The 23145-nt window shown below is 72.6% G+C and carries 25 protein-coding genes; 10 read left to right on the forward strand and 15 right to left on the reverse strand.

The genetic code is table 11. The features are described 5' to 3' along the window. Positions 1-94 precede the first annotated feature (94 nt). The gene (locus BJK06_RS05555; protein WP_070417050.1) at positions 95-1048 is read left to right on the forward strand and encodes an aldo/keto reductase; all 954 of its coding nucleotides are present in this window, start codon (positions 95-97) and stop codon (positions 1046-1048) included. A gap of 83 nt (positions 1049-1131) precedes the next feature. On the opposite strand, the gene BJK06_RS05560 is transcribed toward BJK06_RS05555, so the two are convergent. Together BJK06_RS05560 and pyrE are read right to left on the reverse strand one after the other, a co-directional pair. After that, the gene (locus BJK06_RS05560; protein ID WP_070417051.1) at positions 1132-3321 is read right to left on the reverse strand and encodes a septum formation family protein; all 2190 of its coding nucleotides are present in this window, start codon (positions 3319-3321) and stop codon (positions 1132-1134) included. Beyond that, entirely contained in the window at positions 3318-3869 is a 552-nt protein-coding gene (gene pyrE / locus BJK06_RS05565) for an orotate phosphoribosyltransferase (protein WP_022905654.1), read from the reverse strand. Before pyrE ends, BJK06_RS05560 begins: the two co-directional genes overlap by 4 nt. Positions 3870-3956: 87 nt before the next feature. Here pyrE and BJK06_RS05570 point away from each other — a divergent pair, with 87 nt between their 5' ends. Both BJK06_RS05570 and BJK06_RS05575 read left to right on the forward strand, forming a co-directional pair. Next, complete coding sequence (locus tag BJK06_RS05570; protein ID WP_070417052.1) at positions 3957-5624, forward strand: hypothetical protein; 1668 nt, start codon at positions 3957-3959, stop codon at positions 5622-5624. Positions 5625-5701: 77 nt separating this feature from the next. Further along, on the forward strand, positions 5702-7039 hold the full coding sequence (locus BJK06_RS05575; protein WP_139201829.1) for a M23 family metallopeptidase: 1338 nt from the start codon (positions 5702-5704) through the stop codon (positions 7037-7039). Here BJK06_RS05575 and BJK06_RS05580 read toward each other — a convergent pair. Genes BJK06_RS05580 through BJK06_RS05605 form a run of 6 tightly spaced genes read right to left on the reverse strand, consistent with a single transcriptional unit; the run spans position 7036 to position 10089 of the window. Next, positions 7036-7887 carry an aminoglycoside 3'-phosphotransferase gene (locus BJK06_RS05580; RefSeq protein WP_070419250.1) on the reverse strand — a complete coding sequence of 284 codons (852 nt, stop codon included), beginning with the start codon at positions 7885-7887 and terminating at the stop codon, positions 7036-7038. The two genes, BJK06_RS05575 and BJK06_RS05580, sit on opposite strands and share 4 nt — an antisense overlap. Positions 7888-7894: 7 nt before the next feature. Further along, entirely contained in the window at positions 7895-8488 is a 594-nt protein-coding gene (locus BJK06_RS05585) for a hypothetical protein (RefSeq protein ID WP_070417054.1), read from the reverse strand. Next, on the reverse strand, positions 8485-9093 hold the full coding sequence (locus BJK06_RS05590; protein ID WP_070417055.1) for a hypothetical protein: 609 nt from the start codon (positions 9091-9093) through the stop codon (positions 8485-8487). Before BJK06_RS05590 ends, BJK06_RS05585 begins: the two co-directional genes overlap by 4 nt. Then, positions 9090-9458, reverse strand: a complete 369-nt coding sequence (locus tag BJK06_RS05595; RefSeq protein ID WP_070417056.1) for a hypothetical protein — start codon at positions 9456-9458, stop codon at positions 9090-9092. The genes BJK06_RS05590 and BJK06_RS05595 overlap by 4 nt, the downstream gene beginning before the upstream one ends. After that, entirely contained in the window at positions 9455-9646 is a 192-nt protein-coding gene (locus BJK06_RS05600; RefSeq protein ID WP_070417057.1) for a hypothetical protein, read from the reverse strand. Before BJK06_RS05600 ends, BJK06_RS05595 begins: the two co-directional genes overlap by 4 nt. Continuing rightward, complete coding sequence (locus tag BJK06_RS05605; RefSeq protein WP_070419251.1) at positions 9643-10089, reverse strand: Asp23/Gls24 family envelope stress response protein; 447 nt, start codon at positions 10087-10089, stop codon at positions 9643-9645. The genes BJK06_RS05600 and BJK06_RS05605 overlap by 4 nt, the downstream gene beginning before the upstream one ends. Before the next feature lie 119 nt (positions 10090-10208). Between BJK06_RS05605 and BJK06_RS05610 the strand changes: the two genes are divergently transcribed. Together BJK06_RS05610 and BJK06_RS05615 are read left to right on the forward strand one after the other, a co-directional pair. Then, a complete protein-coding gene (locus BJK06_RS05610; protein WP_070417058.1) occupies positions 10209-11045 on the forward strand; it encodes an exodeoxyribonuclease III in 837 nt (278 codons plus the stop codon). A 96-nt stretch (positions 11046-11141) separates the two neighbouring features. Next, positions 11142-11399, forward strand: a complete 258-nt coding sequence (locus BJK06_RS05615; RefSeq protein ID WP_070417059.1) for a hypothetical protein — start codon at positions 11142-11144, stop codon at positions 11397-11399. A 4-nt stretch (positions 11400-11403) separates the two neighbouring features. On the opposite strand, the gene BJK06_RS05620 is transcribed toward BJK06_RS05615, so the two are convergent. Both BJK06_RS05620 and BJK06_RS05625 read right to left on the reverse strand, forming a co-directional pair. Beyond that, complete coding sequence (locus tag BJK06_RS05620) at positions 11404-11811, reverse strand: aldehyde dehydrogenase (RefSeq protein WP_070417060.1); 408 nt, start codon at positions 11809-11811, stop codon at positions 11404-11406. Positions 11812-11873: 62 nt separating this feature from the next. Continuing rightward, complete coding sequence (locus BJK06_RS05625; protein ID WP_070419252.1) at positions 11874-12797, reverse strand: AEC family transporter; 924 nt, start codon at positions 12795-12797, stop codon at positions 11874-11876. 73 nt (positions 12798-12870) lie between these two features. Between BJK06_RS05625 and BJK06_RS05630 the strand changes: the two genes are divergently transcribed. The 3 genes from BJK06_RS05630 (at position 12871) to BJK06_RS05640 (ending at position 14820) form a co-directional block, all read left to right on the forward strand. Then, positions 12871-13467 carry a nitroreductase family protein gene (locus tag BJK06_RS05630; RefSeq protein WP_070417061.1) on the forward strand — a complete coding sequence of 199 codons (597 nt, stop codon included), beginning with the start codon at positions 12871-12873 and terminating at the stop codon, positions 13465-13467. A 79-nt stretch (positions 13468-13546) separates the two neighbouring features. Next, positions 13547-13981, forward strand: coding sequence for an acyl-CoA thioesterase (locus BJK06_RS05635; RefSeq protein ID WP_083295084.1), 435 nt, complete (start codon positions 13547-13549; stop codon positions 13979-13981). Positions 13982-14061: 80 nt separating this feature from the next. Continuing rightward, a complete protein-coding gene (locus tag BJK06_RS05640; protein ID WP_070417062.1) occupies positions 14062-14820 on the forward strand; it encodes an HAD-IIB family hydrolase in 759 nt (252 codons plus the stop codon). 62 nt (positions 14821-14882) lie between these two features. On the opposite strand, the gene BJK06_RS05645 is transcribed toward BJK06_RS05640, so the two are convergent. Both BJK06_RS05645 and BJK06_RS05650 read right to left on the reverse strand, forming a co-directional pair. Next, a complete protein-coding gene (locus tag BJK06_RS05645) occupies positions 14883-15506 on the reverse strand; it encodes a phosphoribosylanthranilate isomerase (RefSeq protein ID WP_070417063.1) in 624 nt (207 codons plus the stop codon). Between the two features lie 76 nt (positions 15507-15582). After that, positions 15583-16635: a serine/threonine-protein kinase gene (locus tag BJK06_RS05650; RefSeq protein WP_070417064.1), complete on the reverse strand. Its 1053-nt coding sequence runs from the start codon at positions 16633-16635 to the stop codon at positions 15583-15585. Positions 16636-16833: 198 nt separating this feature from the next. Between BJK06_RS05650 and BJK06_RS05655 the strand changes: the two genes are divergently transcribed. Beyond that, complete coding sequence (locus tag BJK06_RS05655; protein WP_070417065.1) at positions 16834-17037, forward strand: DUF2945 domain-containing protein; 204 nt, start codon at positions 16834-16836, stop codon at positions 17035-17037. A gap of 4 nt (positions 17038-17041) precedes the next feature. Here the strand turns inward: BJK06_RS05655 and BJK06_RS05660 are convergent, their stop codons facing one another. Both BJK06_RS05660 and BJK06_RS05665 read right to left on the reverse strand, forming a co-directional pair. Further along, on the reverse strand, positions 17042-17791 hold the full coding sequence (locus BJK06_RS05660) for a DedA family protein (RefSeq protein ID WP_254789382.1): 750 nt from the start codon (positions 17789-17791) through the stop codon (positions 17042-17044). 51 nt (positions 17792-17842) lie between these two features. Then, positions 17843-18973, reverse strand: coding sequence for an ROK family transcriptional regulator (locus tag BJK06_RS05665; RefSeq protein WP_181015153.1), 1131 nt, complete (start codon positions 18971-18973; stop codon positions 17843-17845). 48 nt (positions 18974-19021) lie between these two features. Here BJK06_RS05665 and BJK06_RS05670 point away from each other — a divergent pair, with 48 nt between their 5' ends. After that, positions 19022-20728: a beta-N-acetylhexosaminidase gene (locus BJK06_RS05670; protein WP_083295086.1), complete on the forward strand. Its 1707-nt coding sequence runs from the start codon at positions 19022-19024 to the stop codon at positions 20726-20728. A 252-nt stretch (positions 20729-20980) separates the two neighbouring features. Here BJK06_RS05670 and BJK06_RS05675 read toward each other — a convergent pair whose 3' ends face one another. Then, positions 20981-23107: a fructose-specific PTS transporter subunit EIIC gene (locus BJK06_RS05675; protein ID WP_070417068.1), complete on the reverse strand. Its 2127-nt coding sequence runs from the start codon at positions 23105-23107 to the stop codon at positions 20981-20983. Positions 23108-23145: the final 38 nt, after the last annotated feature.

Below are 23145 nucleotides of genomic sequence, written 5' to 3' on the forward strand. Positions count from 1 at the left end.
AGCGCACCGTCCTGCGTGACGTCCGGAGACCGCCCGCCAAGGGTCGAGGCATAGCGTGGGCGGGTTCGTTCGACACGACCACGAAAGGATCCCCATGCCCCGCATCGGTACCAGTGACCTCACGGTGTTCCCCCTCGCCCTCGGCGGCAACGTCTTCGGTTGGACGGCCGACGAGCAGACCTCCCACCAGGTGCTCGACGCCTACACCGCGGCCGGCGGCGACTTCGTCGACACCGCGGACGTCTACTCCGCCTGGGCGCCCGGGAACTCCGGCGGCGAGTCCGAGCAGGTGATCGGCTCGTGGCTCGCGACGTCCGGCAAGCGCGACGACGTCGTCATCGCCACGAAGGTCTCCCAGCACCCGCAGTTCCAGGGCCTCTCCGCCGCGAACGTCGCCGCGGCCGCACGCGCGAGCCTCGAGCGGCTCGGCACCGACCGGATCGACCTGTACTACGCGCACTTCGACGACGAGTCGACCCCGCTCGAGGAGACCGTGCGCGCGTTCGACCAGCTCGTGCGCGACGGCCTGGTCCGGTACACGGCCATCTCGAACTACTCGAAGGAGCGGGCGGCGGAGTGGATCCGCATCGCGCGGGAGAACGACCTCGCACTGCCCGTCGCGATCCAGCCGCACTACAACCTGGTCACCCGCGAGCCGTACGAGTCGGACATCGCTCCCCTGGCCGCCACCGAGCACCTCGGGGTCGTTCCGTACTTCTCCCTCGCGGCGGGCTTCCTCACCGGCAAGTACCGCACGAAGGAGGACTTCGCCGGCAAGGACCGCGAGGGCCAGGTCTCCGGCTACTTCAACGAGGCGGGGCTCGCGGTGGTCGACGCGCTCACCACGATCGCCCAGGACCGCGGCACCGAGGTCGCGACGGTCGCCCTCGCGTGGCTGCAGGCGCAGCCGGACGTCGTCGCGCCGATCGCCAGCGCACGCAACACCGAGCAGCTGCCGGCACTGCTGGCGTCGGCGGAGCTGGAGCTCAGCGCCGACGAGCTGCGGACCCTCTCCGACGTGTCGGGGAAGGTCTCGGCCGCGGCCTGACACCGGCGCGGTCGACCCGGGACGACATCATCGACGTCGTACGACCTCGGTGATGTCGTCCCGGGTCCGCCCGGCCCGACCCCTCACGCGCTCGGCGCGACCGACCCCGTCATCGTGTCGCCCGACGACCGGGTGACGAAGCACGAGATGAACGTGTCCCCCTGGTCCCACGTCGCCTGGTCGGGCGCGTAGGACCCCTGCACCTGCACGTCGCCGTACGCCGCCGCGGCCGAGGCGTTCAACGCCGCCGAGGTCTGGCACTGCTCGGCCGCCTGGGCCGCGAGCGCGTCCGGCCCGGGCCACTGGTTCGCCGAGACGGGCAACCGCGCGGTGAGCTGGGCGACGTGCGGCGTCTGGCAGTCGACGACCGTGTAGGTCTGCGCCCACGCGTTCGTGAACGGCGACAGGCACTCCCCGCCGGCGAGGTCGGTCCACGCGTGCTCGCCCGGGGCCGCCGGCGTCGTCGCGAACTGCAGCGTCTCGAGCGAGGTCGATGCCGACGAGGGCTGCGACGCCGCGGCGGACGGCGTCTCCTTCGGGGTCGCCGCCGACGACGCCGAGGCCGCCGAGGTCGACGTCGGCGCCGGCGTGCGCTCCTCGATCGAGTTGCCGAGGATCCACCGCGTCAGCGCGAACACGGCGACGAGCAGCACGACGATGAGCGCGACCGAGCCCCAGATGAGCAGCCGCTTCCCGCGCTGTCCCTCGTTCCGGAGCTTGGCGAAGCCCTCGTTGATGAAGTTGTCGCGGTCGCCCCCGCCCGCGGAGGCCGACGGCACCGGCGCCACGGGTGGCACGGGCGTGCGCTCGGGCGCGGGTGCGTGCGCCGGCGTGGCACCGACGGCCGGCATCATGCGCGTTCCGGTGTCGTGCGGGTCGTACCCGGTCCCACCGAGCTGCCCGACCGCCTCGGTCCCGAAGAGGTCCTTGATCGCACTCGTGTCGCTGGTCTCGCGACCGTCCCACTCGGACTGGTCGAGGTCGTCCGGGGCGGCGGCCGGGAGCGGCGCCGGCTCGTCGCGCTGTGGCTCCGGCTCGTGACCGCGGATGCCCATCACGGCGTCGAGGTCCTGCCCGACGGCCGGAGGCAGGTGCGCGGGGTACGCGCTCGGCTCCGCCTCGGACGCGGCCGGTTCGACCAGCGGCGGGGCAGCCGTCGGCGGCACGGTGCCGTCCGGCTCAGCCCACCACGGGCCGCCGGCGACGGGCAGCGCCGTGGTCGGTTCGTCGGCCTGGAGGCGCGGCTCGTCCTCCGGCGCCTCCGTCGCGTCGTCGAGGTGCCCGGGTTCCACCGCCGTGGTCGGCTCGACGACGGGCGTCCCGCCGACCGGGGTCGGCAGCGCACCCGCGACGACGTCGTCGTCCGGGTCGTCCGAGTCGTCCGAGTCGTCCGCCAGGCTCCACGAGCCACCGGCCAGCGCCGTCGTGTCGAACGCGTTCGTGGTCAGGGTCGCCGGCACCTCGCCGGCCTCGTCGTCGCGGATCGCCCAGTCGAACGGGCGCTCCTGCCCGCCGGTGCCCTCGCCCTCGCCGTCGGCGATGCGGAGCAGCTCCGTGAAGCTCGGCGGTTCGTCGGTGGCCGGCAGGACGTTCTCCACGCCGACCGGCTGCGGCACGACGGGGAACGCAGGGGCAGCGGGCGCGTCGGCCGGCTGCGAGCCCGTGGCCCGACCGAGCCAGTCGACGTCCTCGCGTCCGGCGCCGAACGGGTCGGTGCGGCGCCGCTCCTCGTCGATCGCACGGTTCTCGGCCGCACGCTGGTCGCGGTGGGACTGGGCGGTCGGCAGGCTGATCGACGACGGGTGCGGAGCGGTCGACGACGGCGGGACCGGGGCCGCTGCGGGGATCCGGTCAGAGAGGGTGGCCCGCTCGGCCTCGGCGTCGGCCTGGGGGTTCTCGGACGGCGCCTCGAGCTGCTCGGGCATCGAGATCGCCTGCGTGGAGTCGTCCTCGGCGGACGACGAGGACGAGGCGGACGACGCGGACGACCCGGACGACGCGGGGGTCACGGGCTCGTCGGACACCACCGGCTCGAACGGGTCCGGCAGGGGTGCGCCGGTCTCGCGCGCGGTCTTCTCCGCCTCGCGCCGCTCACGGCGCGAGGGCCAGTCGTCCGCGCCCCGCGGCGCACCGAAGATGTCGGCGGCACTGCGGAGACCGTGGAACGGAGCGTCCGGGGCGGAGTCGCGCCGTGCCTCCAGTCCGTCGTCCCCGTCTGCGGGACCGGCGGTCTGGTCGGGCTCGTGCGCGTCGTCCGGACGCTCCTCGGTCACGCGCTCAGCCCCAGATCAGCCAGCCCGATCGCCGCGAAGTACGGGTACCCGGCAGCCTCGATCTTTTCCTTCGCGCCGGTGTCGCGGTCGACGACGACGGCCACGGCGGCGATGATCGCGCCCTCGCGCTCGAGAGCCTCGGCGGCCTTGAGCGGCGAGCCGCCCGTCGTCGAGGTGTCCTCGAGCACGATCACGCGCTTGCCGGCGAGGTCCGGCCCCTCGACCTGCTTGCCGCGGCCGTGGTCCTTCGGCTCCTTGCGCACGACGAACGCGTCGTAGGCGAGTCCGCGGGCGGCGGCCTGGTGCAGCACGGCGCTCGCGATGGGGTCGGCGCCCATGGTCAGTCCGCCCACGGCGGCGACGTCCGGTACCTGGCCGATGAGGTCGGTCATCACCTGACCGATGAGCGGGGCGACACGGTGGTCCAGGCTCACCTTGCGGAGGTCGATGTAGTACGTCGCCTTCTTCCCGCTGGTGAGGGTGAAGTCTCCGTGGAACACCGCTTCGTCCGTGATGAACTGGATGAGCTGGTCGCGCGCGTCGGTCACAGCCCACAAGGGTAGCCGGTCGTCCCCGCAGCGCGCTGCCCCGTGTGGGTGGGGTGCGCTGCGAGCCACGCTCGGTACGCTCCGGTCATGTCCTCCGACGCGCGCCCGGTCAGCGAGGTCGTGCGTCCGACGGGCGGCTCGCCCTGGCGCGCGCGACGGCTCGCGGTCGGCCAGGAGGCGCTGGGCGCCCTGGTCGCGCTGGCCCTGGCCGTCATCGCCCTGCGCCACGTCGTCGCGACCTCCAGGGTCGCCCTGCTCTGGTACGACGGGGACTCGGTGCTGCTGCCGCTCGTCGAACGGTCGATGCAGCTCGGGCAGCCGTTCGAGTGGGCGATGTCCCCGGCGCTGTTCTTCTTCCCGGAGCTGCCGGTCTACCTCCTCTGCTCCGTCGTGACGGCCACGCCGCAGCAGGCGCTCGCGCTGAACGGCGTCCTCGTGCTGCTCGCCGTGTACGCGCTCGTGCGGGCCGCGGCGAACGAGCTCATGCCGGCGGCCCGGCGGTCGGCCCGGATCGCGGTGTCCGCGGTCGCCCTCGGGTTCGTGACGCTCCTGGTGCTCACCGAGTCGTCGGCCACCGCGACCTCGTTGGAGCTCGCGTCCCTGCTCCTCACGACGACGTACTACTACGGCGCGGTGCTGGCGATGCTCGGCACCGCGGTGCTCGTGCTCCGTGCGGTGCGGCTCGGGCGGGCGTCCGTCACGGTCCTCGTCGTGCTCGGTCTCGTCGCCGCGTGCACGACGGCGTCGAACCCGCTGTACGTCCCGTGGTCGGCCGCCCCGGTCGTCATGACCCTCGTGCTCCTGGCACTCGCCCGCCGGCTCCCGTGGCGTCCTGTCGGGCTGCTCGCTGCGACGCTCACCCTCGGGTCCGTCGTCGGGTACCTGCTGCGGATCCCGCTGCGGCCGTTCGTGTCCCTCGACCCGTCGACCTACGTCCAGCCGTCGCGGGCCGGCGAGACGCTCGGGTTCTTCGCCGCACTCACCGACGACCGCGCGGGGTCGGCGGCGGGCGACGCGGGGCTGCTCCTGCTGCTCGTGGGGGTGCTCCTGTCGGTCGGCGGCACCGTCTGGGCATGGCGGGTCCGGACCTCGCGGACCGTCCTCGTCGCCGCAGCGCTCCCGCTCGTCACCGTCGTGGCGGTGTCGGTCGGGGTCGTCGTCGCGGGTTCGGAGACCCCGCGGTACCTCGAGCCGATCGTGACGGCACCGCTGCTCGCCCTGGTCGCGGTCGCCGAGCTCGCCCGCACCGCCGTCCGCCGGACCCAGGTGCACCGGCCGCGACGCGGCATCCGGGCCGTGCTCGCCCTCGCGGCCGCCGGGGTGCTGCTCGCCGGGATCGCCACCGCACCGAGCACCGCCCGCGCGGTCGCAGAGGCGCGCTACGACCCGGCGGCCTGCCTCGACCGCTGGGCCGACGGGCGGGACGTCGTCGGGGTCGGGCAGTTCTGGACCGTCCGCCCGCTCGCCACGTACGCGTCCACGAACGTGCAGCTGCTGCAGGTGCGGGACACGTTCGCGACCTACCCGTGGCTCGTCGACCTGGGGGCCTACCGCGACGCCGCGCCGACCTTCGTGGTGATCGGGTCCGGCGACGTCTGGACGACCGCCGTCGAGGACTCCCTCGGCCCGCCCGCGACGATCACCCACTGCACCGGCTTCGACGTGTACGACTACGCCGGGACGTCGGGCGCCGCCGTCCTGCAGCGGGACGTCGTCGACAGTGCCGATGCCGTCCGGCGGGAACGCGGCTTCTGAACGCCCGCCCTGCGAAGTTGTCCACAGCCGCGCGGCGACGGCCGATCGTGCCTGAACGGATGTATAGGCTCGTGCCCGTGACTCGTCCCACCAGCCACTCCCGTCCCCGTGCCGCCGTCCGACTCCGTCTCGCCGCCACCGGCCTCGCGCTCGCGGGCCTCGTCGGCACGGTGGTGTTCGACGCGCCGGTGGCGAGCGCGGCGACCTACCCCTCGTGGGACGAGGTCATGGCCGCGCGCGGGCAGGAGTCCGACAAGCAGGACCAGATCACCGAGATCCGCGGCATCATCTCCGGGCTGTCGAGCAAGGTGAAGGCGGCCGAGGCCGAGGCCGAGCGCCTCGGCACCGAGTTCTTCGATGCGCAGAGCGAAGCGCAGGACGCCGCCGAGAAGGAACAGCGGCTCCGCGCCGACGCCGACGACCACGCCGAGGTCGCCGAGCAGAGCGCCGCCCAGGCGGGGCAGTTCGCCGCCCAGATGGCCCGGTCCGGCGGCGCCGACGTCACCGCGTCCGTGATCTCCGGCGGCCAGGACGCCAGCGACCTCCTCTACAACCTCGGTGCGCTCAGCAAGCTCTCCGAGCAGGCCGAACGCGTCGAGGCCGCAGCCACCGCCGACGCCGCCGTCGCCCGGTCCCTCACCGCCCAGGCCGACCGTGCGTCCGAGGCGCTCGACGACCTCGCTGCCGAGGCCGAGCGCCGCATGCAGGCCTCCCAGGCCGCGGCGGACAAGGTGCAGGCCGCCTACGACGAACAGCAGACCAACAAGGCCCGGCTCGACGCCCAGCTCGCGACGCTGACCTCCGGCCGGGTCCGGACCGAGGCCGAGTTCGCCAAGGGCGAGGCCGTGCGCAAGGCGGCGGAGGAGAAGGCCGCGCGCGAGGCGTACCTCCGGGCCATCGCCGCCCAGAACGCCGCGAACGCGGCCAACGCCGGCAGCGGCGGCGGGGGTGGCGGTACCGGCAGCAGCGGCTCGGGTTCCAGCGGTTCGCCGGGGTCCGGCTCGGGGACCGGGTGGGTCCGTCCGGCCAGCGGGTACGTGATCAGCCCCTACGGGTACCGCGTGCACCCGATCTACGGCACCGTGATCAAGCACGACGGCGCCGACCTCGCGAGCGGGTGCTCGACGCCCATCGTCGCGGCGGCGGCCGGCACGGTCGACTACGCCGGCTGGTACGGCGGGTACGGCAACTACGTCCGGATCAGCCACGGCGGCGGGGTCCAGACGGCCTACGGGCACATCGTGAACGGCGGGTTCCGGGTCAGCCCCGGCCAGCAGGTGTCGGCCGGGCAGCTGATCGCGCTCGTCGGCTCCACCGGCAACTCGACCGGCTGCCACACGCACTTCGAGGTCCACGTGAACGGCGCCACCGTCGACCCGGTGCCGTTCATGCAGGCGCGGGGCGTGGCCTTCTAGCCGTCCCGTCCGGCATCCGGTCCGGCGCTCGTCCCGTGGGCGGTCTCCGTGCCGGACGCGGTCTCGATGCCGGACGCGGTCTCGATGCCGTCGTCGTCCAGGTTCCACAGCGCCCGGTACCAGGCCGTCCGCTCCTCGTCGACGGGCAGCCCGTACGCCTCGTGGAAGAGTCCGTCCCACCCGGGGCCGTAGTTCCACCCGAGCGCCATCGTCGCCACGCCCAGGTCCGCCCAGCGGTCGGCGATGCCGAGGGCGTCGAGGTCGACGTGCCCGGCGAACCGGCCGTCCGCGCCGATCAGGGTGTTCGGCGTGCACGGGTCGCCGTGGCACACCACCACGCGGTCCACGGGCGGCTCCGGACCGAGCGCCTCGGGGTCGGCGCCGGCAGCGCGGGCCCGTCCGGCCCGCTGCACGGTGGACCACTCGAACGGGCAGTCGAGCACGGGCAGGGTGTCGTGCAGCGCCCGCAGTCCCTCGCCGGCCGCGATCACGGCCGTGCGCGGTTCGTCGTGCCACCGGGGGTCGACCGCGCTCCACCCCGGCAGCGCGCGGGTGCGGAGCCAGGCCCCCTCGTCGTCGACGCCGTGGTCGAGGAGTTCCGGGACGCGCGCGTACCGGGAGGCCCAGGTCAGGCGTGCGGCCTCGCCGACGATCCACGGCGCGTAGGCGTGCGGGAGCACCTTGACGTACTCCTCGGCCAGGCCGTCCACTCCGATGCGGAACGTCCGGCCACCGATCTCGTTGACCCACACGGCCTGCACCGGACGACCCCGTGCGACGCCACGGACGGCCGCGGGCACCGCGACGGCACCCCGCGCACGGGACAGTCCGTCGATCGAGCGCGGCATGCTGACCTCAGTGCACCCGGTCCGTGCGGCCGGAGCCCGCGCCACCCCGGGCGATCTCGAGCAGGACCGGCAGACGGTCCCCGAGCAGGGCGTCCAGGTCGGCGACGATGTCCTCCACCCCGGTCGTGATGTCGCGCGGCGAGGCTCCGCGACGGGGTCGGACGCGGATCCGGATCGCCCGGCTGCCCCGGACCCGGAACACGTCGACCGCGAGCGACCCCACCTGCGGCATGGCACCGATCGCCGACGACAGCGCGTGCTGCACCGCGGCGGCGTCGATCCGGACCGAACCGGCGACCCCGCCGGCGGACCCGTCGTCCTCGACCACGGTGCCGACCCGACCGCCACCGAGCGTCGACAGCACCACGATCGCCAGGACCCCGAGCACCACCGCACCGCCGAGGACCCAGGTCCACGCCGTCACCGAGGCCTCGCGCGGGGCATCCGCACCCAGGGCGTCGAGCACGCCGGCACGCTCGTGCCACGCCGTGGCCGCCCACGGCAGCGTCTGGACGAGGATCGCCCCGACGCCGAGCACGAGCAGCGCGAGTCCGACCAGCACGAGCGCCGTCCGTCCGACGACGCGGTTCGTCGCGTTCATCCTTCCACCCGTCCGGTCGGCTGCACGCGGACCCGCGCGGTGACGCCGGGCTGCGCGTCGATCGCGGCGAACTCCGCGGTCACGGCGTCGGTCGCGGCGACCGCGGGGACGTCGGCACCCGCGGGTGGGCGGAGCACGACGTCGACGGTCCGACGGCCGACGGTGCCGACGGCCGCGTCCGGACCGAGCCGGGTGGCCGACCGTGCGGCCCGCGCGGCGGCCGATGCGAGCACCTCGTCGTCGACGACCACGGCGAGCCGCGACGACGACATCGCGTGCCGGGGGCGACGCTGCGGCAGGAGGCCCTGCGCGAGGAACACGAGACCGACCAGCGCGACGATCGCCGCGATGCCGACCACGACGGTCGCGTCGAGCCCGCGGGGCGCCCGGGCGGCGGCGTCCACGACCGCGCGGGGGTCGACACCGAGCGCGCGCTGGTCGAGGAACACGAGTACGGCGGCGAACACGGCGGCCGCGGCGAGCACGAGGGTGACGAGCATCGCGACGACGACCGCTCCCGACCGCGAGGCGTTCGTCTCGCGGCGGACGATCCGGCGGTACACCCGGTCGTGGGTCGGGCCGGCCGGCAGGGAACGCTCGGTCACCGGACCCTCCTCGGGGTGTCGACGACGGACGACGAGAACGTCACGGTCACTCGTTCGACCTGTCGGCCGGTGATGGTGCGGAGCCGCTCGGCGATCGTGCCGCGGGCGCGGTGCGCCGAGGTGGTGACGGGTTCGTCGGGGACCGCGTGGCTCCCCAGCGCGGGGACGGCGAGCGGTGCGGTGATCTCGACCGCCAGCCCACCGCGGCCGTCGTCGGCGACCCGGGCACGCGCCTCCTGGAACGACACCCGGAGCGCTTCCGCAGCGACCGCCTGCGCGGTGTGCACGAGGGCTGCCGAACCGATCCGGTCGGAGCCGGGGACCCGTCCGCCGCTGCCGGGACCGGCGACGGCGGGCGTGCTCACGACGAGCTCCGGCGTCCGCGCAGCACGTCGAGGAGTCGGCGCACGTCGACGTCGCCGGTGACGATGCGGGCGACGATCCCGCCCACGAGCATGCAGACGGCCACCACGACGAACGCCCAGGCCCCGAGCGTCACGGCGACGATCGCGAGCAGTGCGCCGACGCCCATGCCGACGACGGTGGCGTTCACCGGACGCGGCCCTCGGCGTCGTCGGCGACACCGTTGAGGGCGGGGATGTTCACGTCGTTGATGGCGATGTTGACCTCGGTGACCTCGAGCCCGACGAGCTCGGTGACCGCGGTCGTGACGGCCGCGCGCACCGCGGTGGCGACGTCCATCATCGGCGTCGGGTAGTCCACGACGATCGTCAGGTCGACCGCGACCTGCGTCTCGCCGACCTCGACGCGGACGCCCTGGCCGAGCGCGCTCGAGCCGATCGCGTCACGGATCGCGCCGAACGCCCGGGCCGCGTTGCCGCCGAGCGCGAAGACGCCGGGGACGTCCCGGGCGGCGATGCCGGCGACCTTCGCGACGACCGTGTCGTCGATGATCGTCCGGCCCTTGGTGGTGACCTGCGTCGTCGTGGTGCCGGTCGTCGCGGTCCCGTCGACGCGGTTCGTCGTCGATGCCATGAGTGCCTCCGATGCAGTCTCGTCCTGGTGTCCAGCGAACACCATCGTGCCGTGCTCCGCCCGGGAGCACGGCCCGGCGCGCGGAGCCCGCCGGGCCGGCGCACGGTAGGTTCGGACCCATGCGCGTGGCGACCTGGAACGTGAACTCCGTCCGCACCCGAGTGGGTCGGATCGTCGACTGGCTGGTGCGCGAGGACGTCGACGTCCTCGGCATGCAGGAGATCAAGTGCAAGCCGGAGCAGTTCCCGGTCGAGGCGTTCGAGGCCGCCGGGTACCAGGTCGAGGCGCACGGCCTGAACCAGTGGAACGGGGTGGCCTTCGCCAGCCGCCTCCCGCTCGAGGACGTCACCCGCGACTTCCCCGGCCAGCCCGGGTTCCTCAAGGGGCACGAGGGCCCCGACCTCCCGGTGGAGGCCCGCGCCCTCGGTGTCACGGTCGACGGTGTCCGCCTGTGGAGCCTCTACGTGCCGAACGGGCGCGAGGTCGGCGACCCGCACTACACGTACAAGCTCGACTGGCTCGGGCAGTTGGCCGACCGCACCTCGGAGTGGCTCACCGCGCACCCCGAGCAGCCGCTCGCGCTGATGGGCGACTGGAACGTGGCGCCGCTCGACTCCGACGTGTGGGACGTCTCGGTCTTCGAGGGGCACACGCACGTCACCGAACCCGAGCGCGCGGCCTTCCGGGAGTTCGAGGCGCGTGGCCTGCAGGACGTCGTCCGCCCGATCGTGCCGGACGGCTACACCTACTGGGACTACAAGTCCCTGCGCTTCCCCCGCAACGAGGGCATGCGCATCGACTTCATCATGGGCTCGCAGGCGTTCTCGGACGTCGTGACGGACGCCCGCATCCACCGCGACGAGCGGAAGGGCGACGCGCCGAGCGACCACGTCCCGGTGTCGGTCGACCTCGACCTCGAGACCTCGCTCGACGACGACCGGCCGATGATCTTCTGACGCCTTCTGTTACTCCCCGCGTCCGCCCTCGTTGAGCGGGGCGGACCCAGCGACGTACGTTGCCTGCACCGAACCCCTTCGAGAGCAGGTGAAGCCATGTCCCGCACGACCCCGTCGACGATCCTTCCGATCCAGCGCGTCATGGCCGACGCCACGCCCCGCGCCTGGAGGGACGGCATCGTCGTCGAGACACGCCCCGCCGACGTGGTGGTCGCGTTCCTCGACGGCGGCGTGACGCAGCTGCGGGTGGCGGACGCCGACACGCTCGTGTCGGTCGGCGACCCGGTCGCCCACCACCCGGCCGCGGAGATCCTCAGCGCCGGCGGTCGGAAGACCACCGCGCGCACCGCGTGACGCGTCAGGCGGTCATCGAGGCCATCATCGCCTCGCACTTCGCGACCATCTCGTCGCACGCCATCGCGCAGTAGCGGCACGACTCGTCCATGTCCGCGTGGCTGCGGCACTCGGCGGCACACGCCGTGCCCATCGCGACGCAGGCCGTGAGCATCGCGCGCATGCTGTCGACGTCCATGCCCATCGGACGCATCATCATCCGCATGCCGGTGTCGGCCATCATCGCCGTGTTCGAGCACATCGCGGCACACGTGGCCATGTCGGCACCCATCTGCATGTCGCTCGCGGAGCACATCGTCGCGGCCATCGACGCGGCGTTCATCGCCATCATCGTGTCCTGCATGAGCTCAGCGTCCATCGCCACGGGCATCTCGCTCGTGGACATGGTCTTCATCATCGCCATGGTGTCCATCGGGGACCTCCTCTTCCGTTCGGTGGCGCCCACGGTACGCGCCGCCCCGATGCGGCACGCGGCTAGGGGTGCAGGAGCGCGGCGACCGCGACCAGCACCGGCACGGAACCGATCGTCGAGATGAGCACCACGTCCCGCGCGACCGGCACCGCCGCCCCGTACCGCTGCGCATAGTTGAAGACGTTCTGCGCCGCCGGCAGCGCCCCGAGGGTCGTGAGCACGAAGACGTCCTGGTCCCCCAGCCCGAACACGAACCGGGCGAACACGAACGCCACGGCCGGCATCACGACGAGCTTGATCGCCGACGCCACGATGACGTCCGTCCGGATCGCCGGGTCGCGGAGCGGGGTCGCACCGTGCAGGCTCATCCCGAACGACAGCAGGACCACGGGCACGGCGGCCGCGCCGACCAGCGAGAACGGCTCGAGCACGGGCGTCGGCAGGTCGATGCCCGTTGCCGAGAAGACCAGGCCCACGAGCGAGGCGATGATGATCGGGTTCCGGAACGGCCCCGAGACCCGGCGCCACCAGCTCCCGCCCGCCGAGGTCGCGGTGTCCAGGATCGTCAGCGCGATCGGCGCGAGCACGATGAGCTGCAGCAGGATGACCGGCACGACCGCGGTGGCCTGGCCGAGGACGTAGACGGCGACCGGCAGCCCGATGTTGTTCGCGTTGACGTAGCTCGCGGCGAGCGCCCCGACCGTCGTGGTCGTGAGCGGCCGGCGCAGGACGACCCGGAAGACCACGCCGGCACCGATGGCCACCACGACCGCGCTGAGCAGGGACACCCACAGCATCGGCGACAGCAGGACGTGGATGTCCGCCGTGGCGATCGTGTGGAAGAGCAGGCAGGGCATGAGCACGAAGAACGCGAGCCGGCTCATCACGAACTGGGCGTGCTGGCCGAGCAGTCCGATGCGTCCGACGACGTACCCGGCGGCGATGATCGCGCCGATGATCGCGAAGCCGGTCAACACGCCACCCATCGGCTCCATCCTTGCACCATGTGACGTTGCTCAGGCCGGAAATGCGAACGCATCGAATACCGTTGTGCCCACCATGACCTCGACGAACTCCAGCACGCTCACGCGTTCGACCGACTCCAGCCAGCCCCTCGTCCCCCTGCTCGAGGAGCGGTGGAGCCCCCGTTCCTACGACGAGACCGCGACGATCGACGACGCGGCGTACGACGCGGTCCTCGAAGCCGCTCGCTGGGCCCCGTCGGCCATGAACTTCCAGCCGCGCCGCTTCATCGCCGGCCGCCGTGGCACCGAGACGTTCCGGAAGATCAACGAGAACCTGCTGGGCTTCAACGCCGCCTGGGCCTTCCGCGCCAGCGCCCTGGTCGTCGGTGTGCTCGAGACCGTGACCGAGGACGGCGACGAGCGTCCCTTCGCCCAGTACGACCTCGGCCAGTCCCTCGCGGCCCTGACCGTCCAGGCGCACGCCGAGGGTCTGCACGTGCACCAGATGGCGGGCATCGACGCCGAGGGCCTCCGTGCCGCGTTCGACCTGCCGGAGCGGTTCCTGCCCTACACGGTCACCGCGATCGGCACCGTGGCGGACCCGTCGCAGCTCGACGACAAGGCCGCCGAGCGCGAGGTCGCCCCGCGGACCCGTCTCCCCCTCGACGAGGTCGTCCTCGTCAAGGAGTAGTCCTGCACCACTGCACGCGGCCGCATCCCCACCGGGGTGCGGCCGCTGCCGTGTGCGGCGGGGCGTAGCATGTACTGACATGCAGCACGACGCGAACACCCCCGGCCCCGAGATGAACTTCTACACCCGCAAGTGGGTCCGTCCGGAGGACCTCAACGCCAACGGCACCCTGTTCGGCGGCAGCCTCCTCCGCTGGATCGACGAGGAAGCCGCCGTCTACGCGATCATCCAGCTCGGCAACGGCAAGGTCGTCACGAAGTACATGTCCGAGATCGTGTTCGTGTCGTCCGCGCGAGAGGGCGACATCGTCGAGATCGGTCTCGTCGCCACCCGCTTCGGCCGCACCTCGCTGACGATGCGGGCCGAGGCACGGAACCTCTTCACGCACCGCAGCATCCTCACCATCGACGAGGTCGTGTTCGTCAACCTCGACGAGGACGGCTCCCCGGCGCCGCACGGCTACACCGACATCACGTACGACCGCGACCGGGTGCCCGCCACGCACCGCGCGTGACACCGCAGACATCACGCAGCGCCGTCCGGGCAGGGCATCGCACCCGGCATGTGATCGGGGGCCTCTGGCAGGATCGGGGCATGACCACGCCCCGCCTCGTCGCCTTCGACCTGGACGACACCCTCGCCCCCTCGAAGTCCGCGCTCGACACCCGGATGCTCGAGACCTTCGCGTCCCTGCTCGAGGTCGTGCCGGTCGCGGTGATCTCCGGCGGCAACTTCCAGCAGTTCGAGCAGCAGCTGGTCGCACCCCTGCGGCGTCGCGACGGGCTCGTGCTCGACGACCTGCACCTCCTGCCGACCTGCGGCACCGCCTACTACCGGTGGACCGGCGACGACTGGGCGCTCCAGTACGCCGAGGACCTCACCGACGAGCAGAAGGCGCGCGCCCTGGCCGCGGTCGAGGCCGAGGCCAAGGCCGCCGGCTTCTGGGAGTCCGAGACGTGGGGCCCCATCCTCGAGGACCGCGGGTCCCAGATCACGTTCTCCGCGCTCGGCCAGTCCGCTCCGGTCGACGTGAAGAAGCAGTGGGACCCGACGGGCGCGAAGAAGGACGAACTCCGTCGGCGCGTCCAGGCCGAGCTGCCCGACCTCGAGGTCCGTTCCGGTGGCTCGACGAGCGTCGACATCACCCGCAAGGGCATCGACAAGGCGTACGGCATGCAGCGCCTGGCCGAGATCACGAGCGTCGCGCTCGACGACATGCTGTTCGTCGGCGACCGCCTCGACCCCGAGGGCAACGACTACCCGGTGAAGGCCCTCGGCGTCCCCTGCCACGCGGTCGAGGGCTGGGAGGACACCGACGCGTTCCTCACGGAGCTGATCCCCACCCTGCGCTGAAGGAGCGGGCGCCGACGGAACGGGCGCTGACGCGCCGACGGACGGGAGGCGCGGCGAACCACTCAGGGGATGCTGCGGACCGCCTCGACGAACGCCCGGATCTTCGCCTCGTCCTTCACGCCGCGCTCGGACTCGACACCGCTCGACACGTCCACGCCGTCCGGGTCGAGCGACTCGATCGCCGCGACCACGTTGGCCGGCGTCAGCCCGCCCGCGAGGATCCACGCTTCGTCGACCTTCCCCGTGATCGAGGCGGGGTCGATGAGCCGACCGCTGCCCGGCACCGCGGCGTCGAGCAGGAGCAGGTCGTGGTCGTAGGACGCGCGCTGTTCCGGCGTCTCGGCCAGGTAGTCCTCGGCCGCGACCGCCCGGATCGTGAAGAACCCGGCGTCACGGGCGCGCGCGAAGTCCGTGGCCGACTCGCCGCCGTGCAGCTGCAACGTGGTGAGCCCCACGGCCGAGGCGATGCCGACGACCTCGTCGATCTCCTGGTCACGGAAGACCCCGACCGCGTCGATGCCGTCCGGCACCCGCTCGACGAGCTCCTTCGCGAGGTCCGCCGTCACGGTCCGGGGGCTGCCGGCGGCGAAGACGAACCCGACCGCGTCCGCACCCGCGTCGATGGCGGCATCCACGGTCGCAGGGGTCGACAGGCCGCAGATCTTGATCCATCGCTGGTCGGTCATGCCGTCCATCCTGCCAGGGACCCCGGAGGTGCGGAGCGGCCGCCGGTACGGGGTGCGCGGCGGCCGTGCGACCGGCCTAGTGCAGGGTGCCGGCGACGTAGGACGCCCCGCAGGCGACCAGGACGCCGAAGGCCGCGAACGACCCGACGAGCACGTTCCGCCGCCGCCAGCGCCGCACGGTGACGAACGTCCCACGCTTGGCGTGCCGGTGCGCGGCGCGGTGCAGGCGGTGGTCGCGCTTGTGCTTCACGCGCTGCGGCCCCAGCGGCACCGGACCGGTGATCTGGGCCGAACCACCGCGGAGGGCGTTCGCGATCGCCACCGCGGTCGGGCGGCGGTCGGGGTCGCGCGCGGTCATCTTCGCGAGGAGGTCCCGCCACTCCGGCGCGATGCCGTCCGGGATCTCGGGGTCGTGGCGGAGCCGTGCGAGTGCCGCCTCGATGAGGGTGCCGGAGTACTCCTGCTTGCCGGTCAGGGCCTCGAGCAGCACCAGTCCGAGCGAGTAGACATCGGTGGCGAAGCCGATGGGTTCACCGGCGACCTGCTCGGGGCTGAGGTACGCGGCCGTGCCGATGATCGTGCCGTCGTTCGTCAGACGCGAGCCGTCGACGAAGTGGGCGACGCCGAAGTCGGTGAGCTTCACGGTGCGCGCGAAGCCCGACGAGCCCTCGTCGCTGATGAGGATGTTCGCCGGCTTCACGTCGCGGTGGACGATGCCGCGCGAGTGCACGTACGCCAGCGCGTCGGCCAGCTGGGCGCCGAGGTCGGCCACCTCGTAGTTGTGCAGGGCGCCCCCGGCGAGCCGTCGCAGGAGCGTCGTGTCCGCGATGAGCTCCATCACGATGTACCGGTGCGGACCGTCCTCGAAGTCGTGGGTGCCGGCGTCGTACAACGGGATGAGCCCCGGGTGCGACAGCATGCTGAGCAGCCGGATCTCGCGCTCTTGGCGGACCCGGTCGGCCGTGGTCATCGACTCGGGCGTGGCGAAGAGCTTCACGGCGACGGCACGGTAGGTGTGCTCGTCACGTGCTTCGTAGACGGACCCCATGCCGCCCGTGCCGATGAGCTTCACGAGGCGGTAGCGGCCCGAGAGGACCGTTTCCGACCGTGTGTCGTTCAGCAGGGTCATGGCTGATGTCGTTCCGTCCGGAGCCGGTGTTCCGTGGCAGTTGCCAACGTGGTGACTCACCCAGTACGGTACGCGGCCGCCCCGTGATCCGCGCGGACGTTATGACATCGTGATCGGCCCACTTCCCTGTGTTCATGCGGATGCATCGGGGTACAGTCCGACGTCCGAACAGGTGAGCGATCACGCAAGGAGGACACCATGGCGCTGTCGAAGGGCGACACCGTGCACTGGAACACGTCGCAGGGGAAGACGACCGGCACGCTCGTGCAGAAGCGGGTCTCGGACTTCGAGTTCGACGGCCAGTCGTTCAAGCCGAGCGACGACGACCCGTACTGGATCGTCGAGTCGGAGAAGTCCGGCAAGCGCGCCGCCCACAAGGAGTCGGCGCTGACGAAGGCGTGAGCGCTCAGTCGCCGGCGGGCTCGGCGCGACGACGGCCTCGGGCAGCCACTGCGCCGTGCTCGGTGCGTTGGTTCCGCTCGGCCCGGATGCGTCGGACCCGTCGGACGACGAATGTCACCACGACGACGGCGATCGCCACGTAGAGGACCCGGTCGATCCACTCGGTGTACTGCTCGACCTTGTCGTACTGGGTCCCGAAGGCCGCTCCGAGCAGCACCAGGGCGCTGTTCCAGATCCCGCTCGCGATGATCGTGAACACCGAGAACGTCCCGAGGTGCATCCGGTCCGCTCCGGCCGGCAGCGAGATGAGGCTCCGGACGATCGGCACGAACCGGCCGAAGAAGACCGCGCTCTTGCCGTGCCGGTGGAACCAGTCCGCCGCCTTGCGGAAGTCGTCCTCGTCGACGAGGGGCAGCTTGCCGAGCCAGCGCGTCGTCCGCTCGAAGCCGATGACGGCGCCGAGCCAGTACAGCACCAGTGCGCCGAGGTAGGAGCCGAGCGTCGCGAGCAGCAGGACGAGCACGAGGTTCATCCGGCCGGCACCCGCCAGGAACCCGGCCAACGGCAGGATCACCTCGGACGGGATCGGCGGGAAGACCGTCTCGACGAAGAGCATCAGCGCGACGCCCCACTCCCCCAGGGCGTCGATGAGCTGCAGCACGAGGCCGGAGAGCCCGCCCATCTCGGGGTCCGCGGCGGAGTCGCCGGCGGCGACGGTCATGGTGTGGGCAGGCGCAGCCACGGCAGTCGTCATCCCCCGATGGTGCCTGAGTGCCCTGTCAGGACCCGGCACGCAGCCTGGACGTCAGCCGAGTCCCATGTGCGTCGTCCGGACGTGGGTCAGGGAACGGGCGAGGGCGCCGCGGGCCACGGCGTCGCGGCCGACCGTCGACGGGACGATCTCGACGGGGTGCCGGAGCTGCGGCGTGACGATCTCGGTCAGGGCCTCGCAGAACACCGGGGCCGCGGGCAGGACCTCGCCCCCGACGACGACCACCTCGGGGTCGATCGTCGCGATGAGCTGGACGACCCCGGGCGCGACGTCCGCGGCGAGCGCCCGCACGGCCGCGGCGGCGTCCGGGTCGCCTTGCCCGGCCGACGCCATGACGGACTCGACGTCCGTACCGGGGGTGATCCGCGCCTCCAGTCGGGCGGGTGCGTCGGGCCATCCGGTCGAAGCCAGGCCGCCCATCTCGCCGGCCGCCCCGCGCGCACCGCGTGCGAGGGACCCGTCGACCAGGTAGGCCGCCCCGATCTGGCGACCCATCACCAGGTACAGGCCGTCCTGCACGCCGCGGAAGCGTCCCCACATCGCCTCGGCGGTGGCGGCGAGCTTGGCGTCGTTGTCGAAGAACGTGGTGGCCGTGGGGAACAGGTCGCCGATCCGGCCGGGGACCCGTCGCTCGACCCACTGCGGGACCGCGACGGTGTAGTCGATCTCGCCGGAACGGTCCACGACGGCCGGGACCCCGAAGGTGGCGGCGAGGAGCCGCGACGGGTCGGTGCCCTCGACCAGACGACGGACGACGTCCTGCACGCTCTCCCACGCCTGCTCGGCGGAGGCGAGGTCGGTGTAGACCTCCTCGACCCGGGCGAGCTGCCGACCGCGGAGGTCCGAGCGGAGCCCCACGATGCCGTGCAGCCCGAGGTCGACCCCGAGCACCGACCCGGCCCCGGCGTCCGCGCGGAACCGCTTCGCGCGGCGCCCCGCCTTGTTCGGCGTGGCGATCGCCTCGGCCTCGGTGACCCACCCCTCGTCGACGAGGTCGGCCAGCGCCGCCTCGACCGTGGGGCGCGACAGACCCACGGTCTGCCCGAGCTCGGTGACGGTGTGCGAGCCGTCGTCACGGAAGAGCTCCGCGAGGAGCGCACGCGAGTTGATGAGTCGGAGCATCCCCGGCGTGCTGCCGACGACACCGTTCGGAAGCGTTGACACGGTCTCGTCCACGGCCATAGCCTCCATATTACGAAAGATCATTGAGGAATGGTGGACTCCGACATGCTCATCCCACGGCCGCGCCGCACCGAACCGGGTGCCGGCGCCTTCGCGATCACCCCGTCGACCCGCATCGCCGCAGACGCCGCGAGCGAGTCGGTCCGACTGTACCTGCAGCAGACCCTGCGGGGGTCGACCGGGCTGCCGGTGCGCGACGCCGTGGCCGGGGTCGACACCGCGCACACGGACGTGATCGCACTCCGTGTCGCCGACGACGACACGCTCCCCACCGGACCGGCCGGTGACCGCTCCGAGTCGTTCCGGCTGCGGGTCACGGCCGACCGGGTCGAGATCACCGGCGGGGGTCCGGCGGGCGTCTTCTACGGCGTCCAGGCGCTCCTGCAGTCGCTGCCGGCCGACGTCTACCGCAAGGGCCGGGTCGGCACCGGCCCGTGGACGCTCCCGGCGGTCACCGTCGAGGACGCCCCCGCGTTCGCCTGGCGCGGCGTCATGCTCGACGTCGCCCGGCACTTCCACACCAAGCACGAGGTCATGCGGGTGATCGACCAGCTCGCCGCGCACCGGCTCAACCGACTGCACTTCCACCTCACCGAGGACCAGGGGTGGCGCATCGAGATCCGGAAGTACCCGCGGCTGACCGAGGTCGGCTCGTGGCGGAAGGAGTCGCAGGTCGGGGCGCATGTGCCGGACGCCGACGGGGTGCTGCACCCGGCGGCGTTCGACGGCCGTCCGCACGGCGGCTACTACACGCAGGACGACATCCGCGAGATCGTCGCCTACGCGGCCGACCGGTTCGTCACCGTCGTCCCCGAGATCGAGACGCCCGGGCACGTCCGCGCCGCCCTCGCCGCCTACCCGTCGCTCGGCGTCTCGGGCGAGCCGATCGACGTGTGGACGGAGTGGGGCATCGCCGAGGACGTCCTCAACGCCGAGGAGTCCACGATCGCCTTCTTCCAGGACGTCCTCGACGAGGTCATCGCCCTGTTCCCCTCGGAGTACATCGGCGTCGGCGGCGACGAGTGCCCCAAGGTCCAGTGGGAGGACGACCCCCGCACGCAGGAACGCATCCGCGAGCTCGGCCTCGACGACGAGGAGCAGCTCCAGGCGTGGATCATCGGCCGGCTCGCCTCCCACGTCGAGTCGCACGGGCGGCGGGCGTTCGGGTGGGACGAGATCCTCGAGGGCGGCACGCTCTCGAAGTCCGCGACCGTGCTCTCGTGGCGCGGGCTCACCGGCGCCCGGACCGCGGCGAAGCGGGGCCACGACGTGATCTCCGCCCCGGACGACCAGGTGTACCTCGACTACCGGCAGAGCGACCTCGAGACCGAGCCCATCCCGGTGTCGATCGTCCTGTCCGTCGACGACGTGTTCGCCTTCGACCCGGTACCGGCGGACCTCACCGACGCCGAGCGCGCCCACGTGATCGGTGGCCAGGGCAACATGTGGACCGAGCACGTGGACACCGCCCGCAAGCTCGACTACCAGCTCTTCCCGCGGGTCGCCGCCCTCGCCGAGGCGCTCTGGTCGGCCGACGTCACCGGGCCTCGAGACGCCGCCGAGTTCCGGGGGCGACTCGCCGAGCACCTCGCTCGGCTCGAGGCGATGGGGATCGACTACCGGCACGACGCCGGGCCGTTCCCCTGGGAGCAGCGGCCGGGGGTGCCGGGGCGGCCGCACTCGCGCGAGGAGCGTGCGGCCTACATCGACGCCGTCACCGCCAACATCGCGGACTGAGTCCCGGCCGCCCCGCGCAGGCGCGCGCAGGCCCGCGCAGGCGCGCACTGCGTTTCGTGAGCAGAAACGGTCGGGTCGTACGTGCCCACCCGACCATTCCTGCTCAGGAAGTGCGGTGGTCGCGGCCATGGACGGACGGGAGGCGCGGTGCCAGCCGGCACCCCTCCCTCGCAGGCTCGGTCGGCGCGCCCCGCGCAACGCTTCGCGTTGCCGCTGAGCGGGGCGCGCCCGTCCGTCAGGTGGTGACGACCACTACACGGCGACCGCCACGCGGTCGTCCGCCGTCTCGGACACGGCTGCGTCCGCCGCCGGCGCCCGCCGCACCCACTTCTTCAGCCCGACGAGCACGAGCGCCGACACCACGGTGCCCGCGAGGATCGCGACGATGAACATCGCCACGTCCCCGATCGCGAAGAACACGAAGATCCCACCGTGCGGCGCCCGCGAGGTCACGCCGGCAGCCATCGAGATCGCGCCCGTGACCGCGGCACCGACCATCGACGCCGGGATGACGCGCAGCGGGTCGGCGGCCGCGAACGGGATCGCACCCTCGGAGATGAACGAGGCACCGAGCAGCCACGCAGCCTTGCCGTTCTCGCGCTCGGGCTTCGTGAACCCCTTGCGGTAGAGCACGGTCGAGGCGAGCGCCAGGGCCAGCGGCGGGACCATGCCCGCGGCCATCACGGCCGCCATGATCTCGAACGGGACGACGTTCGTCGCGGATCCGGCGCCGAGGCCGGCGACCGCGAACGCGTACGCCACCTTGTTGACCGGGCCACCGAGGTCGAACGCCATCATCAGGCCGAGGATGATGCCGAGCAGGATCGCCGAGGCACCGGACAGCGAGTTGAGGAACTCGGTCAGCTGGGTCATCAGCCAGGCGATGGGCCCGCCGAGCACGAGCAGCATGAGCCCCGAGGCGATGATCGACGCGAACAGCGGGATGATCACGACGGGCATCAGGCCACGCAGCCACCGCCAGGTCGGGATGCGGCCGATCCAGTAGGCGGCGGCACCGGCGATGAGACCACCGATCAGGCCGCCGAGGAACCCGGCGTTCATGAAGACGGCGATCGAACCGGCGACGAAGCCGGGCGCGATGCCGGGGCGGTCGGCCATGGCGTAGGCGATGTACCCGGCGAGCGCTGCCACCAGGAACCCAAGCGACACGCCACCGATCTGGAACGCGGCGGCACCGAGGTAGTACGCCAGGCCCTCCGGCGGGAGGTTCAGGAGCGTGTAGTTCGTCAGCGTGTAGACCGCGTTGTTCTGCCCGGAGTCACCGTGGGTCAGCGCGATGCCGTAGCCGGCGAGCAGGAAGCCGAGCGCGATGAGGAGCCCGCCGCCCGCGACGAACGGGATCATGTAGCTCACACCCGTGAGCAGCCAGCGCTTGAGCGCCTGCCCGAAGTGCTCGTCCTTGGCGGTGCTCGAGCCGGCCTCGGCGGCGTTGCCGTGCACGCGTGCGGCGTTCGGGTCGTCAGCGGCACGGAGGGCCTCGGCGATCATCTTGTCCGGCTCGTCGACACCGCGCTTGACCGGGCCGGCCACGAGGGGCTTGCCGGCGAAGCGGCCGCGGTCGCGGACGTCCACGTCGACCGCGAAGACGACGGCGTCGGCGCGGGCGATGAGGGCCGGGTCGAGCGGCTCGACCTGCGAGGACCCCTGCGTCTCGACGTGCATCTCGGCACCCGCGCGCTGGGCCGCGGCGACGAGGGCGTCGGCTGCCATGTAGGTGTGCGCGATGCCGGTCGGGCACGCGGTGACACCGACGAGCACCTTGCGTGCTCCGGCGGTGGACCCGGCCGCGTCGCCGTCCGCGGCGTGCGTGGCGGCGGCGGGTCGCGCCTCCTGGCCGGTGGCGGTCGCACTGGAGGCGCTGCTCGCGTTCCCGACGCCGGCCTGCGCGACCTCGCCGCTCACCTCGCGGTCGACGAGGTCCACGATCTCCTGCGGGGTGGCGGCAGCGCGGAGGGCGGCGGTGAAGTCCTCGCGGATGAGCGCACGGGCCAGGGTCGAGAGGACCGTGAGGTGGTCCTTGTCGGCCCCTTCGGGCACGGCGATCATGAAGACGATGTCGGCGTCGCCGTCCGGGGCGCCGAACGACACCGTCCGGGCGAGGCGGCTCATCGCCAGGGTCGGCTCGGAGACCGACGCGGACCGGGCGTGCGGGATCGCGATGCCACCGGGGACGCCGGTGCCGACGCTGGCCTCGCGCTTGATCGCGTCAGCGGCGAGGGACGCCCCGTCCGCCGCGCGGCCGGTCGCGGCGACGCGGTCGGCGAGGACGCGGATGACGTCGCTCGAGGTGGCGCCGAGGTCCTCGTCGAGACCGACGAGCTGGACGCTGATGAGGCGTGGACTCGTGTTGACGGACATGGTTGCTCCTTTGCAATGGCGCTGGGGGCGCGGGTGCT

Source organism: Curtobacterium sp. BH-2-1-1 (assembly GCF_001806325.1).
Classification (GTDB): Bacteria; Actinomycetota; Actinomycetes; order Actinomycetales; family Microbacteriaceae; genus Curtobacterium.